At 68.9% G+C, this 14,293-nt stretch carries 9 protein-coding genes; 4 read left to right on the top strand and 5 right to left on the bottom strand.

Annotated elements, in window-relative coordinates; all coding sequences use genetic code 11:
- Positions 1-193 precede the first annotated feature (193 nt).
- A complete protein-coding gene (locus tag CHC08_RS19720; RefSeq protein ID WP_089208796.1) occupies positions 194-2,668 on the bottom strand; it encodes a tetratricopeptide repeat protein in 2,475 nt (824 codons plus the stop codon).
- Positions 2,669-3,025: 357 nt separating this feature from the next.
- Between CHC08_RS19720 and CHC08_RS19715 the strand changes: the two genes are divergently transcribed.
- The gene (locus tag CHC08_RS19715; RefSeq protein ID WP_089208795.1) at positions 3,026-4,996 is read left to right on the top strand and encodes an ABC transporter ATP-binding protein; all 1,971 of its coding nucleotides are present in this window, start codon (positions 3,026-3,028) and stop codon (positions 4,994-4,996) included.
- Positions 4,997-5,163: 167 nt separating this feature from the next.
- On the opposite strand, the gene CHC08_RS19710 is transcribed toward CHC08_RS19715, so the two are convergent.
- Both CHC08_RS19710 and CHC08_RS19705 read right to left on the bottom strand, forming a co-directional pair.
- The gene (locus CHC08_RS19710; protein ID WP_089208794.1) at positions 5,164-6,630 is read right to left on the bottom strand and encodes a peptidoglycan D,D-transpeptidase FtsI family protein; all 1,467 of its coding nucleotides are present in this window, start codon (positions 6,628-6,630) and stop codon (positions 5,164-5,166) included.
- 215 nt (positions 6,631-6,845) lie between these two features.
- Positions 6,846-8,342, bottom strand: coding sequence for a catalase (locus CHC08_RS19705; protein ID WP_089208793.1), 1,497 nt, complete (start codon positions 8,340-8,342; stop codon positions 6,846-6,848).
- Between the two features lie 431 nt (positions 8,343-8,773).
- Here CHC08_RS19705 and CHC08_RS19700 point away from each other — a divergent pair, with 431 nt between their 5' ends.
- The 3 genes from CHC08_RS19700 to CHC08_RS19690 all read left to right on the top strand — a co-directional run bounded on the left by CHC08_RS19700 (position 8,774) and on the right by CHC08_RS19690 (position 12,455).
- Complete coding sequence (locus CHC08_RS19700) at positions 8,774-10,075, top strand: Dyp-type peroxidase (RefSeq protein WP_089208792.1); 1,302 nt, start codon at positions 8,774-8,776, stop codon at positions 10,073-10,075.
- Positions 10,076-10,158: 83 nt separating this feature from the next.
- Complete coding sequence (locus CHC08_RS19695; RefSeq protein ID WP_179282118.1) at positions 10,159-11,214, top strand: YVTN family beta-propeller repeat protein; 1,056 nt, start codon at positions 10,159-10,161, stop codon at positions 11,212-11,214.
- A 473-nt stretch (positions 11,215-11,687) separates the two neighbouring features.
- Positions 11,688-12,455, top strand: a complete 768-nt coding sequence (locus CHC08_RS19690) for an SDR family NAD(P)-dependent oxidoreductase (protein WP_179282117.1) — start codon at positions 11,688-11,690, stop codon at positions 12,453-12,455.
- A 111-nt stretch (positions 12,456-12,566) separates the two neighbouring features.
- On the opposite strand, the gene CHC08_RS19685 is transcribed toward CHC08_RS19690, so the two are convergent.
- On the bottom strand, positions 12,567-13,442 hold the full coding sequence (locus CHC08_RS19685; protein ID WP_089208790.1) for an LLM class flavin-dependent oxidoreductase: 876 nt from the start codon (positions 13,440-13,442) through the stop codon (positions 12,567-12,569).
- A gap of 314 nt (positions 13,443-13,756) precedes the next feature.
- On the bottom strand, positions 13,757-14,119 hold the full coding sequence (locus tag CHC08_RS19680) for a MerR family transcriptional regulator (RefSeq protein ID WP_245878423.1): 363 nt from the start codon (positions 14,117-14,119) through the stop codon (positions 13,757-13,759).
- Positions 14,120-14,293: the final 174 nt, after the last annotated feature.

Genomic DNA, 14,293 nt, shown 5'->3' with positions numbered 1-14,293 from the left:
CTCCACCCGGGCGGTACGCCTTCCACCCGTGCCGGCGACCGTTCGATCCTCTTTTGATCCTCTTTCGCGCCGAACACGTATCGCAGGCACGTACGGCGAGCACCTACGCCGACCCCGTATGGCGGGCACGCACGGCGGACACGCACGGCGCGGCCGCGGGAGGCGGATGCGCGGGGCGGACGGCTGGGACGCCTCAGGAGCGGTTCTGCTCGATGACCCAGGTGGCGACCTGGGTGCGGGAGGAGAAGCCGAGCTTGGCGAGGATGTTGGCCACGTGCCGGGCCGCGGTCGCGGGACTGATCACCAGGTCGTCGGCGATGGCCTTGTTGCTCATGCCTCTGGCGATCAGCTCGGCGATCTCCCATTCGCGGCAGGTCAGCGTGGTGAGCGGGGCGACGACCGGGTTCCTGCCGAGCAGCAGGGGCGTCTCGGACGGCTCGTCGAACTGCAGCGCGTAACGGACCGCCTGCTCCTGGGACATCTCCTGGCCGTGCGCCCACAGCTGGGCGACCAGCGCCTCGCCGAGCCGTACGCGGGCGGGCTGGAGCAGCTCCTCCATCCGCGCGCCGAAACCGGGCGGCAGCACGGCGCCGCTCATCGCGCTCCTGATCGCCGCGGAGGCCCCCGCCAGGCGCACCGCCCGGCGGTCGTCCTCCTCGGCCAGCGCGAGCTGCGCGAGTGTCTCGATCCGCCGGGCCACGCCGAGTCGCTGACCCGTGCCCAGGCAGAGCCTCAGACTTTCGATCAGCCTGACGCGGGCGGTGGCGAGATCACCCTGGACCAACGCGATCCTCCCCAGACCGGACAGGCACGTGATGGCCTGCCAGTGGGCCGTGATGTCCTGGAGCAGGTCGAGGGCCCGCTCGTAGTGGGCGCGTGCCTCCACGAGGTCGCCCCGGAGCCAGGCGACCTGGGCCAGGCCGATGAGCGCGACCGGGGCGGCCCAGTGGTTGTCGAGCTCGTGGGCGATGGCCAGCGCGGCCTCGAAGGAGCGCTGGGACTCCTTGGCCCGCCCCTCCGACAGCGCGAACGTGCCCTCCATGGAGCGGATCACCGTCTCGTGCCACGGATCGTCGACCGTGCGCACGGCCTCCAGCGCCTCGTCCAGGAGGGACCTGGCCCTCTCCGGCCGGCGCTGGTAGATGGCCACCCAGGCCAGGATGGCCAGCGCCCCGCTCAGCGGTCCGTTCAGGCCGGTCTTGCGGCAGAGCTCGACGGCGGCCGTGCAGGCGACCTGCGCGGTGTCGGGATCGCCCTGCCCGAAGGCCACCTGCCCGCGCAGCGCGAGGGCGTCGCCGCGCACCCGCGGGGTCAGCTCCGTCGGCTCCACGTCGAGCAGGCGGTCCAGCCACTCGTCGGCCGGGGTGAACCTGCCACCGGCGATGATCGGCCAGCGCAGCAGGACGAGGAGGCGCAGCGCGTTCTCCGGGTCGTCCGCCTCGGCCGACCAGCGCACCGCCGCCCAGACGTTGGAGTGCAGCTCGTCCAGCAGGACCAGCATCGGGCAGATCTCCGGCCAGGTCGGGCGGGGCCGCCGGACGATCATCTGATGGATCCGGGCGGCGACGTCGATCATGTGATCCCGGTGCCGTCGCCGGAACTCGGGCTCCTCGCCGGAGACGTCGAGCTGCTCGGCCGCGTATTCGCGGATCGTCTCCAGCATCCGGTAACGCGTCTCGCCCGCCACCTCCGCGTCGGCCAGGACCAGGGACTTGTCGACCAGGTCGCAGAGCACTCCCAGGACGTCTTCGGCCCACAGGCCGTTGCCCGCGCAGACCTGCTCGGCCATGTCGAGCGTCCATCCTCCGGTGAACACCGCCAGCCGCCGCAGCAGGATCCGCTCGGGCTCCTTGAGCTGCTGATAGCTCCAGTCGACGGTCGCCCTGAGCGTCTGCTGCCTGGCCGGGGCCGTCCTGTCGCCCGCCGACAGAAGCCGGAACCGGTCCCTGATGCGGGCATTGATCTGCTCCACGGTCAGCACCCGGCACAGCGCGGCGGCGAGCTCGATGGCGAGCGGCATCCCGTCGAGCGCCTCGCACAGGCCGACGACGTCGCCGGCGTTCTGCTCGGTGACGACAAAGCCTCGCGAGGCCGCGGTGGCGCGGTCGACGAAGAGCCGCACCGCCTCGCTGGTGCCGAGATCCTGGCCACCGCTCCTGGGCAGGGAGAGCGGCGGCACCCGCCACACGGTCTCCCCCGCCACACGCAGCGGCTCCCGGCTGGTGGTGAGCACGCGCACCTGCGGGCAGACGGTGAGCAGCGTCCGGCAGAAGAGGGCGGACTCCTCGATGAGGGACTCGCAGTTGTCGATGACCAGCAGCAGACGCCGGTCGCCGAGCGCGTCGACCAGCGTGTCGGCCAGCGCGCGCGACGGCTCGGGCTTCACCCCGAGAACGGCGGCCACCCGGGGTGCGATCAGGTCGCCGCGCACCGCCTCCGCCAGCTCCACCAGCCAGACGCCCTCGGGAAACTCCTCCGCCACCTGGGAGGCCACCCGGACCGCCAGCCTGCTCTTGCCGATGCCGCCCGCGCCGCACAGGGTCACCACCCGAGCCACACTCAGCAGCTCGGTGAGTTCTTCCACGTCGGCTTCCCGCCCCACGAAAGCGTTGGGTTCGAGGGGAAGGTTGCCGGGGGCAACGGAAGCGTGTGTGGTGTCCTGGGTCATCGGCTCTTAAATAGGTCGAGGGTAGAACCGTCACAGAAAGTGTGACATCAATTACCGAAGCATGCCCGGGCTTGGACCTATTTTTTAATGCGGAGATCATCTCGGTGTCCGGTATACCTTCGTGATAGTCCACACGCGGACCCGCCCCGGCCATCACCGCCCTTACAGAAAGACCATCGCCGGGGATCCCCGAACCCCCGATAACCCGCATGGAAACCAGCCCCACCATCCCCAGCCCTCGCGATACCGCACCCGGAATTCGGTTCCGGCTCGCGGCAATCCGCGCCGACGGGCCCACCCTGGCCGTCCCCGGCCATCCGATGGCGGATTGTCGGTACGGCGATTCACACTGCTCCTATGCCCGACACTCCCCCGGAAGCTCCCTCCAAGCCCCCCGAACCCTCCAAGCCCCCCGGACCCTCCGAACCTCCCGGACCTTCCAAACCCCCTGAACCTCCCGAGCCCTCCGAACCCGCTCCCGAGCTCGGCGAGCTCACCCTCTCCGAGTGGCACGCTCACGTCGGCAAGATGACGGGGGTCAGCTTCCTGACCATCGCCCGGCGGCTGCCCGCGCTGGTGTCGCAGGCCGTACGGCTGGCGTGGCTGGCCGATCCCCGTGACACCACCATCACGATCAGTCTGAGCCTGATCTCCGGGGTGTTCACCGCGTTCGGGCTGCTCGCCACCACCGGGGTGCTGTCGGCCCTGTTCGCGGCGGGGCCGACCCCGGAGCGGGTCATGGACGCCCTGCCCAGTCTGATCATGGTGGGCGTGGCCGCCACCCTGCGCACGCTGACCCAGGCGGGCGCGGGCTGGGCGCAGTCCCGGCTGGACCCCCAGGTCAGCCGGATCGCCGAGGAACGACTGTACGGGCTCACCAGCCAGGTCAGCCTGGCGGCCTTCGACGACCCCGACTTTCACGACGCGCTCCAGCGGGCCAGGGCGCGGGGGGTGGCCATGGCGGACGTGGTGGTCGGCACGACCATCAACGTGCTGACCGCGCTCATCGGGATCGCCGCGGCGGCGGGCGTGCTCGGGGTGCTCCACCCCATCCTGCTGCCGCTGCTGGTGCTGGCCGTGCTGCCCGACGCCTGGGCCGCGATCCGCTCGGCGCGGATGCGCTACACCACCATGTACGCGCTGATCCCCGCCATGCGCCGTAAGTGGATCATCGCGGAGCTGCTGGCGGAGCGCGAGGCGGCCGCCGAGGTGCGCTCGTTCACCATGCGGGACTTCCTGATGCGGATGTACGACGTGGTGGCCACGGCGGAGCAGGCCATCCTGCTGCGCCTGGCGCGGCGGCAGACGTTCGTGAAGATCGCCGGAGAGGCGCTCGGCGGGATCGGCACGGCCATCGTCTACGTCGCCCTGGGCGTGCTGCTGGCCGTGGGCGCGGTGCCGCTGGCCGTGGCGGGCACCGCCGTACTGGCCATCCGTTCGGGCCAGACCTACCTGGCCAACCTGATGTACGCCACCAACCGCCTCTACGAGGAGGGTCTCTACTTCACCGACTTCCTCGACTTCTGTGCCGACGCGGAGAGCCGGCTGGGCGCCGGGCGCCCGGAAAAGGCCCCCGAGACCTTCGAACGGATCACCGCCGAGGACGTCGTCTTCACCTACCCGGGCTCCAGCGCCCCCGCACTCCAGGGGATGTCGATCACCATCGACCGGGGCGAGGTGATCGCTCTTGTCGGCGAGAACGGCTCGGGCAAGACCACGCTGGCCAAGATCCTGTCCGGGCTCTACGAACCGGACAGCGGGCGGGTCCTCTGGGACGGGACCGATCTGGCCGACGTCGACCCCGACCAGCTCCGCCGTCACATCGCGGTCATCGCCCAGGACCACACGCGCTGGCCGCTGAACGCCAGGGACAACATCAGCATGGGCACAGAAAAGGGCGAGGGCGCGCTGATCTCGGCGGCCGAGGTCGCGGGCGCCGACCAGGTCGTCGCCGAGCTGCCCCACGGCTACAACACCCTGCTCGACCGGCGCTTCAAGGACGGCCATGAGCTGTCCGGCGGCCAGTGGCAGCGGATCGCCGTCGCCCGGGGCTTCCACCGCGACGCCCCGCTGCTGATCTGCGACGAACCCACGGCCGCCCTCGACGCCCGGGCCGAGGACGCCCTCTTCACCCGCATCCGGCAGCACGCCGACGGCCGTACCGTCCTGTTGATCACCCACCGGCTGGCCAGCGTCCGCTACGCGGACCGGATCTACGTCCTGGACCACGGCAAGGTCACCGAGCACGGCACCCACGACCAGCTCATAGAGCTCAACGGTCTCTACGCCGACCTCTACAATCTGCAGGCCTCCGCCTACTCCGCCTGATCGTCCGGTACGGCCCGCATGACACCCCCGCGATCCGCGGAGCCCGCCCTCCGCCCGATCGTTCGGCACGATTCACATGATGGCTTTTTGCGATCCGCGGAGCCCGCTCCACTCCTGATCGTTCGGCGCGGCCTCCATGATGACCTTCGCGATCCGCGGAGCCCGCCCTACTCCGTCTGATCGTTCAGCACCGCTTCCATGATGGCCTTTGCTATGGGAGCCGCCACCTGTCCGCCCCGCCCGCCGCGCTCCACCAGGACCCCCACGGCCACCTGGGGATCGGACGCCGGGGCGAAACTGGTGAAGACCGCGTGGTCCTGCTGGGAGGCGACGTTCTCGGCGGTGCCGCTCTTCGCGGCGACCGTGGTTCCCGGGATGGCGGCGGCGGTGCCGGTGCCGCCCGGCTCGGTGACGGCGACCATCATCTGGGTGAGCCGCTCGGCCACGCTCGTGCTGAGCACCTGGCGATACTGCGACGGTTCGGTCTCGTCGATCACTCTGCCGTCGGAGAGCCGGACCTCCCGCACGAGGTGGGGACGCATCAGCACGCCGTCGTTGGCGACCGCCGCCGCGATCATCGCGATCATGAGCGGGGTGACCCGGTCGTTGAACTGGCCCAGCGCCGACAGCGCGGTCTGCGCCTCGTCCATCTCCGACGGATACACGCTTCTGGCGACCGGCATGGGAACGGCCAGGTCGTCCGTGTCGAACCCGAACGCCTCGGCCTGCTCGCGCAGTGCGTCCTGGCCGAGAGCAGTGCCGATCTTCGCGAACGGTGTGTTGCACGAGAGCTTGAACGCGTACAGCAGCGGGGGGTTGCCGTCACCGCAGGAGGCGCCCCCGAAGTTGCGCAGGTAGGTGTTCGTGCCGGGAAGGCGGAGGGCGGTGGGCGCGCTGACAGGGGTGTTCGGACCGTACTTCCCCGAGCCGAGCGCCGCCGCCGAGGTGACGACCTTGAAGGTGGACCCGGGCGGATAGTTCTGCTGGATCGTCCGGTTCAGCAGCGGATTGCCGGGATCGTCCTGCAGTCGCTTGTCCACCCTGCCGAGCTTGACGGTGTTGAAGGTCGTGTAGGCGTTCGGATCGTAGGAGGGGAAGGACACCATGGCCAGGATCTCGCCGGTCTTCGGGTCGATCGCGACGGCGGCGCCGGGCAGCCCCGTGTCGCGCAGTCCCTCGTAGGCGGCCCGCTGCGCCCGCCGGTCGACGGTGAGCCTGAGCGTGGCGCCGACCCGGGTGCCGTCCACCAGCCCGCGTACCTTCACCCGGGGGTCGCTCCCGGACAGCACGGCGTCCTCCGCCTCCTCGATGCCGCCGGCGCTGTAGAGCGAGACGTATCCGGTCACCGCGGCGTAGAGCGGGCCGTTGGGATAGAACCGCCGGTATCTGTACCTGCCGTCCCCGGTCACACGGCTGGTCGCGATGACCGTGCCGTCGTGGAGCAGGATCTTGCCCCTGGGGCTCTCGAAACGCGCGATCATCGTCCGCAGGTTGCGTGAATCCTCGTTGAGCCGCGCGGCGTCGATCCCCTGGAGATAGGTCGTCTGAGCGAGCAGCACGAACAACATCCCTCCGCACATCAGGGCGACGTGCCGCAGGGGGATGTTGATCCGGCGTGCGCGTGGTGCAACCATGGCCCCTCTCCCGATACCGGTTTAACAGCCGGACCGAAAAGGGGCTCTCGCCCACGGGCAAAGCAGCCGTACGGCTTCTGGAGCTTGTGCGGTACAACCCCGGCCTTACCGCCCTGCGGGTGAACGAGGCGCGCAGCCTGGACCTGGCCGAGCGGTACGAAGTCAAGCCGGGTCGCGCCGGACTCGTTCGCGGCCAAGTCCCAGTCGCTGCCTCTCTACCGCACCGAAGCCACGAGACCCAGATCGTGGGCGACGCGAGTGCCGAGGTCGGGGTCGACCTTGCTCCAGTAGTCGTTGATCGCGCGCTCCTGGATGAAGCGCTCCACCCCCTGGCTCAGGTGCCAGACGATGTTGCCGACCAAATGGTCTCGATCGGTCGGCGACATCACCTGGCGGTAGAGCGTGCCGGGCTGGATGAAGTCGTTGTCGTCCTTGTGCGCCACGTAGGCCGTGCGCATGATCTCGGCGGCCTCCACAAACCAGCTCGGGTCACGGTAACGCTGCGGATCGGCCTTGGGCCCGCCGTAGCTGTTCGGCGCGTAGACCGGCCGGTTCCCGGTGTGGTCGTAGCGCATCGGGCCGTCCTTGTTGTAGTTGTGCACCTCGTTGAACGGCCGGTTGACCGGCAGTTGGGCATAGTTGGGACCGGTGCGATAGCGCTGTGAGTCGCCGTAGGCGAACATGCGCCCCAGTACCATCCGGTCCGGGCTGGGTCCGATGCCCGGGACAAAGTTCGCCACGTCGAACCCGGCCTGCACAATTTGGGCGAAGAAGTTCTCGGGGTTGCGGTCGAGCACCATCCGGCCGATCGGGATCGTCGGGTAGTCCTCGTGCGGCCAGACCTTGGTGATGTCGAAGGGGTTGAAGCGGTAGTCGGCCGCGTCCTCGTACGGCATGATCTGCATCTCGAGGCGCCAGGACGGGTGGTCGTTGCGGGCGATCGCCTCCCGCAGGTCACGCCGGTGGTAGTCGAGGTCCTCGGCGCGCATGGCCCTGGCCTCGGCGTCGGTCATGTTCTCGATGCCCTGCTCGGTCTTGAAGTGGTACTTCACCCAGAACTTCTCGCCCGCGGCGTTCTCCCACATGTACGTGTCGCTGCTGTAGCCGTTCATGTTGCGCCAGGTGCGCGGCGTGCCCCGGTCGCTCATCAGGACTGTCACCTGGTGGGCCGACTCGGGCGAGAGCGTCCAGAAGTCCCACTGCATGTTGTTGCTGCGCAGGCCACTGTCGGGCATGCGCTCCTGCGAGTGGATGAAGTCAGGGAACTTCATGGGGTCGCGCACGAAGAAGACCGGCGTGTTGTTGCCGACCATGTCGTAGTTGCCCTCTTCGGTGTAGAACTTGAGGGCGAAGCCGCGCACGTCGCGGTCCGTGTCCGGGTAGCCCTCTTCGCCGGCCACCGACGAGATGCGCGCGAGCATCGGCGTGCGCTTTCCGACTTGGTTGAGGAAGGCGGCCTTGGTCCACTGGGTGACGTCGGCGGTCACCTCGAAATAGCCGAAGGCGCCGCCGCCCTTGACGTGGTACACGCGATCGGGGACGCGCTCGCGGACGAAGTGGGCCAGCTTCTCAATTAGGTAGGCATCCTGCAGCAGCACAGGGCCGGCGGGACCGGTCGTGAGTGAGTGCTCATCGCTGGGCACGGGGATCCCGGCGTCCGTGGTCGTGTTTGGCGGTTGGTCACTCAATTCCCTTTTCCCCTCTTCTTTCATGACATGCTTGCAATCGCTCTGACACCCGGGAGCAATCGCCGACACCAATGAATGAAAATCTTTTATGCGACTGTGCGTGAGTCGTTCTCGGTGCCTGGCCTGTCGGTGCGTTCGGCAGGTTCGCCGTTGACGAACGATGCCCCGGCGCGGATTAGGGCGACGAGGTGGTGGGAGGACCTGGAGAGGCGCTCGGGAACCTCAGCCCGCGCAAACCCCACCCACCAGGTACGCGGCCCATCGCACAGAGTTGTCGAATACTGCCGGAAGCCCCAAGCTATTTAGCCCAAGGGTGGCCAGATTTGGTCCAATGCCCACTGCGATTCCCACCAAGCGCGGGGTACGTTGACCAATATATGCATTCATCCGGGTAAGGGTCGGTGAGGACGAGGCCGCAGACACGGCACGACGCCGAGCTCGTTTCGGGGGGGTCCATGGCTGACGAAAGGCCGCCGGCCCAGGAGGCAGGGAGAGGCGGCGGAGAGTGTCCGGCGGGTGCCTTCGGACGGCGGTCGTTCCTTCAGGGCACACTCGCCGCGGGCCTCGTTGGAGCGGCGGGCAGAAGCCCGCCGGCCGGTGATGCGGCCCTCGCCGACGGAGCGAGGGGCGGCAACGCGGGCACGGGTGCGATTCCGTTCCACGGCTACCATCAGGCGGGCATCGCCACTCCCCCACAGCCGACCGGGAGCTTCGCCTCCTTCGACGTGACCGCCTCCGACCGCGGAGAACTCACCGAGCTGTTCCGTACGCTGACCGCGCGGGCCCGCTTCCTCACCGCGGGCGGCACGCCGCCGAGGGCGCCACCGGATTCAGCGCAACCGGACAACGACATTCTGGGGCCCAAGATCCCGCCGGACAATCTCACCATCACCGTCGCCCTCGGCGCGACCCTCTTCGACGGCCGCTACGGACTGGGCCCGCGCAGGCCGGTCCAGCTCATCACCATGCGGCCCTTCCGTCACGACGACCTGGACCCCGCGCTGTCCCAGGGCGACATGCTGATACAGCTGTGCGCCGATCACCGTGACACGACGGTGCACGCACTGCTCGACATCCTGGCCCACACAGGCGGCGCGATGAAACCGCGCTGGCGCATCGACTGCCAGCGCAATCCGCCGCGCCCCGTCGGTACCCCGCGGGACTGGTTCGGCTTCAAAGACGGCACCTCCAACCCGGACACCACGGACCCCACCCAGATGGACCAGCTGGTCTGGGCGCAGCCGCGCACCGCCGAGCCCGCCTGGGCGGCGGGCGGTACCTACCAGGTGCTGCGCATCGTCCATTTCAACATCGAAAAGTGGCAGAAGCTGCCCCTCGCCCAGCAGGAGCGGATCTTCGGCCGCCGCAAGGACAGCGGAGCCCCGATGTACGCCCTGTCCGAGGACGCCTCCGACCTCCTCGATCCCATCTACACCAACGACCCGCAGGGACTGATCACTCCGCTGAACTCGCATATCCGCCTCGCCAATCCCCAGACCCCGCAGACCGCGGCGACCAGCACCATCCTGCGTCGCAGCTACGACTACGACCGGACTCTGGACGTACGCGGCGGCCTTGACCTGGGACACGCGTTCTGCTGCTTCCAGCGCGAGCTCAACACCTACATCACCATGCAGAACCGGTTGGAAGGCGAAGCGCTGGTGCCGTACATCAGCCCGCGGGGCGGAGGCTACTTCTTCGCCCTTCCGGGCGTGCGCGATGACCAGGACCACTACGCCCGAGAACTCCTGACCTGACCACCGCTTCCGAGCGGGACCGGTTTGCGGCGACAGGCGGTCCCGTCCACGGACAGAACCCTGCGATGCGCACGGGAGGCGAGATGCGTTTCCTCCGGCGAGTTCGGGCCGACGCCGCCGGCCGACAGCGCGGGAAGGCGCTCGCGACGGTGATGGGGGTCTGCATCGGGCTCCTGCCGGCGTCCGGTCCGCCCGCCGCGCCGATCGGTCCGGCCTCGGTCCCGGTGCCCTCCGCCGCCGTCGCCCCGGACGCCGGTGGCCACGTGTACGTCACCAACCAGCTCGACGACACGGTATCGGTGATCGATGCCCGCACGAACAAGGTCGTCGCGACCGTGCCGGCCGGTACGGCGCCCGAAGGCATCGCGGTCGCCCCGGACGGCAGGCACGCCTACATCGCCGGCAACGGATCGGCCGAGGTCTCGGTACTCGACACCCGAACCAAAAAAATCGTCACGGCCGTGCCGGTCGGAAAGGACCCCAGCGGTGTCGAGCTGAGTCCGGACGGCAGGTTCCTCTACGTCGCCAACGGCGGTTCGAACAGCGTCTCGGTGCTCGACACCCGAACCAACCGGGTGACCGCGTCCATCCCGGTCGGCACCTCCCCGGTGAGCGTGGCCGTCAGTCGCGACGGTGCCGCGGCCTACGTCGCCAATGCCGGGTCGGGCAGCGTGTCGGTCATCGACACCCGTACGCATCGGCCCACCCGGCTCCTTCCCGCAGGCCGCTCCCCGGTGGGCGTCGCCGTCACCCCGGACGGCGGGTCGATCTACGTGGCCGACCAGGTGTCGGCGAGCGTTTCGGTCGTCGGAACCCGTACCGGGACGATTACGGCCACCGTGCCGGTCGGCGAGGGGCCTTTTGATGTGGCGCTCGGACCGGGCGGCCGATCGGCCTACGTCGCCGTTCTCGGCCCGGGAAACGTGTCCGTGATCGACACCCGTGGTCACCGCGTCTCGGCGACGGTTTCCGTGGGTCCTCCGGGCACCGACCCGTTCAACGTGGCGGTCACCTCCAGCGCGCTCTACGTTACGGAGCAAGGAGCGGGCACCCTCACGGTCATCGACCCGAAAACCCTCAAGGTCGTCGCAACCGTCACGGTCGGCAACAGCCCGTACGGCGTGGCCGTGGGCCCGTGACGGCCGTAACCGCCCTCATCCCATCATTGAGCTGCGCCGTCAGCCCCCAGCGCACGTTTTCGGTCCGCTGTTCTCCGGCACCCGGGCCTTGCCCGTGTGGTTGCGGCGGATCCAGCGCATTGATCGTCCTCAGGTGAAGACGCCGATCGCGTTGAAGATCGCCTTGGATACTTCGCGTCCGAAGTGGCTCGCCTACCCCGCCGGCATCCGGTTCAAGCTGAGGATCAACTCGGCCAGGTTCTGATTGCCGGTCGACCGTGCTCCGAGCGGCGCCTGTGCCCATGCCGGGGCGATACTGGTACTGAGGTCCGATGGTGAACGAGGACGCGCCCACCGCGACGAGGACGACCACGGCAGCCCTCCACTGCGTGTGCGAGGCGAAGAAGTCACCTGCTGCCGTCAGTTCCGGGACCCGTACCCCGCGCCATCCGCGTTTGGCATGATCGCCGGATCCCCGTGAAGGGAGAAGACCGATGAGCGGAAAGCTGGCAGGCAGGAAGGCCCTGGTCACCGGGGGTGCACGAGGGATCGGTGCGGCAGTGGTGCGCAGGCTCGCCGCTGACAGGGCCGATGTTGCGATCAACTACCGGAGCAGCGGCCATGACGCCGACGCACTCGCCGCCGAGATCACCGCCGATGGCCGCCACGCGGTCGCGATCAAGGCGGACGTCAGCGATCCGGACCAGATCCGGCGGATGACCGATCAGGCCGCCGATGCTCTCGGCGGACTCGACATCCTGGTCAGCAACGCCGGAATCGAGCACTTCGGCAAGCTGGACGCGATCACCCCTGCCGACTTCGACCGTGTCTTCGCCATCAACGTACGAGGCCAGTTCTTCGCCGTACAGAACGCGGTACGGCATATGGGCGAAGGAGGGAAGATCGTGCTGACGTCATCGGCGAGTGCTCACAAGACGGTCTTTTACCACGCTCTTTACGCGTCGAGTAAGGCTGCGGTCGAATGCATCGCGCTCAACCTCAGCCCGGAACTCGGCCGGCGCGGTATCACCATCAATGCCATCGCGCCCGGGGGAACCGTCACCGACATGTCCGACCATGCGGGTTCCCGGTACGTCCATCCCGACGTCGACGCGGATTTCGGTACCGTGATCCGCACCACCAGTTCGCTCGGGAGGATGGCCCAGCCCGCTGAGATCGCCGCGGTCGTCTCGTTCCTGGTCTCGGACGATGCCTCGTTCATCACCGGCCGGACCATCCAGGCCGACGGCGGCTGGTTCTGACCGAGCTCGCCGGGCTGGTGGCCCGTCGAGGGAGATCGGGATGCGTCCCTCGCCGGTGGGCCGGCACACCGGCCCACGAGTCACCGCCGGCCTGAGAGGTTTCGGCGGCTTTCACGTGCCGCTGAGTGCCCCGGCGAAGCGATCCACCTGGCCTACGTCCGAGTTCCAGCAGTAGAACATGACCTCATCGGCGCCGATGTCCGCCATCCGGGTGGCCGTGTCGCGGATCTGGTCGGACGTGGTGAGCATGCTCGCCACCGCACCGTCGGCGAAACCGGCCGGCAGGTTCATGTAGTGGGGACCGCCGTAGTAGTCGTACAACCGGTCACGCGCCTCCTTGATCAGGTGATCCGGCCCCAGGGCGGCGTTGAACTGGGCCACCAGCCGGGGACGGCCCGTGCGTCCCTGAGCCTGCCACTCCGTCTCGGTGGCCCGGAACAGATCCTCGGCGTCGGCGAGATGTGCCGCGCACAGGAAGCCGTCACCCAGGCGGGCTGCACGACGGATCCCGACCGGGCTGAAGGCGCCGAACAACACTTCCGGGCCGCCCCGGCGTGCAGGCTCGGGCCCGATCGGGCCGATCCCCTCGCCGTACGGCTCGCCCGACCAGATGCGGCGCATCACCTCCATCATCTCCTCCAGCCGCGCCCCGCGCCGGTGCACGTCCGCACCCGCGGCCTCGTAGTCGTCCCGGCGCGCCCCCAAACCGACGCCGAGCGTGAAGCGCCCTCCCGACATGCGGTCCAGGGTCGCGCACTGCTTGGCCAGCAAGGCCGGCTCGCGGAGCGGGGCGAGCAGCACCTCGGTCTGCAGGCGGATTCTGGAGGTCGCCCCCGCGAGCACGGCCAGGGCCACGAGGGGCTCGGGATTGTCGTAGACGAGACGATCAAGCAAGCCGAGCGTGCTGAACGGGCCCGCGTCCGCGCCCCGAGCCCACTCCAGCAGGGCCGCGGGTTCGCTGATGGGCAGGCCGAGACCGACTTTCATGCGTCCCCCCGAGGTTCTCACCACCGGCGAGCCACCACCGGTTGCGCTGCCTACCCCGGTCACCATGCCCGTCGCATCTCCGCTGATGCGACCATGCCGCATCTCTGGCCACAACCTTTTCGCCCCTTGGAGCGGCGGTCACCCACGCGTGAAAAGCATGCCCGTAAAGAGCCACCAGGCGACCGCCGCTTTGAACACCGGCAGCTCCCGGTTGACGGTGCCGGGGTCCGCGGAGGCGGCGCGGGCGGTGAACGCCGTCGCGAGGGCCTCGGGTTCTCCGCCGCGCGTTCGCAACCTCCGTTGAGGAACGCAGACTAGTCGATCACCGAACGGTAGTATCCGATCTTGCTCCGGATCACCGCCTGTTTCTCGCGCAGGTTGTCGACCTGGGCCCGTACCCGCTGGTCATGGGCTTCGAGCAATGCGATCCGCTCGCACACCGTGTGCTCGCCCGCCCGGGTCAGCTCCGCGAAACGGATCATCTCCACGATCGGCATCCCGGTGTCGCGCAGGCAGCGGACCATGCCGAGCCAGCCGACGTCCTCCTGGGTGAACCGACGCTGTCCGGCCGAGTTGCGACCGATGGACTTCAGCAGCCCGATCCGCTCGTAGTAGCGCAGCGTGTCGAGGCTGAAGCCGGTCTCCTCCACTACCTGTCCTGGCGTGTACACACTCACATCTGGCAGCATCCCACCTGGAGTGCACTTCAGGTCAAGTCATGTCATTCCGGCAGTGCACGAGCACACGCCCGGCACCGCCCTCCGGGCATTCGCCGCCATTCCGGGGCCCGGCCCGCCGTAGGGGCATCCGGTGTCACCGCAAGAGCCCGAGGCACTCACCGCCGTTCCGGG

Origin of the sequence: Streptosporangium subroseum, from assembly GCF_900188345.1 — a bacterium.
Classification (GTDB): Bacteria; Actinomycetota; Actinomycetes; order Streptosporangiales; family Streptosporangiaceae; genus Streptosporangium; species Streptosporangium subroseum.
The sequence above is the reverse complement of the archived record's forward strand: the minus strand, read 5'-3'. Positions and strand labels throughout refer to the sequence as shown.

Excerpts from the sequence above, each read along its gene's own strand:
- CHC08_RS19720 (WP_089208796.1), bottom strand. The coding sequence starts at position 2,668 with ATGACCCAGGACACCACACACGCTTCCGTTGCCCCCGGCAACCTTCCC.
- CHC08_RS19715 (WP_089208795.1), top strand. The coding sequence starts at position 3,026 with ATGCCCGACACTCCCCCGGAAGCTCCCTCCAAGCCCCCCGAACCCTCC.
- CHC08_RS19710 (WP_089208794.1), bottom strand. The coding sequence starts at position 6,630 with ATGGTTGCACCACGCGCACGCCGGATCAACATCCCCCTGCGGCACGTC.
- CHC08_RS19705 (WP_089208793.1), bottom strand. The coding sequence starts at position 8,342 with ATGAAAGAAGAGGGGAAAAGGGAATTGAGTGACCAACCGCCAAACACG.
- CHC08_RS19700 (WP_089208792.1), top strand. The coding sequence starts at position 8,774 with ATGGCTGACGAAAGGCCGCCGGCCCAGGAGGCAGGGAGAGGCGGCGGA.
- CHC08_RS19695 (WP_179282118.1), top strand. The coding sequence starts at position 10,159 with ATGCGTTTCCTCCGGCGAGTTCGGGCCGACGCCGCCGGCCGACAGCGC.
- CHC08_RS19690 (WP_179282117.1), top strand. The coding sequence starts at position 11,688 with ATGAGCGGAAAGCTGGCAGGCAGGAAGGCCCTGGTCACCGGGGGTGCA.
- CHC08_RS19685 (WP_089208790.1), bottom strand. The coding sequence starts at position 13,442 with ATGAAAGTCGGTCTCGGCCTGCCCATCAGCGAACCCGCGGCCCTGCTG.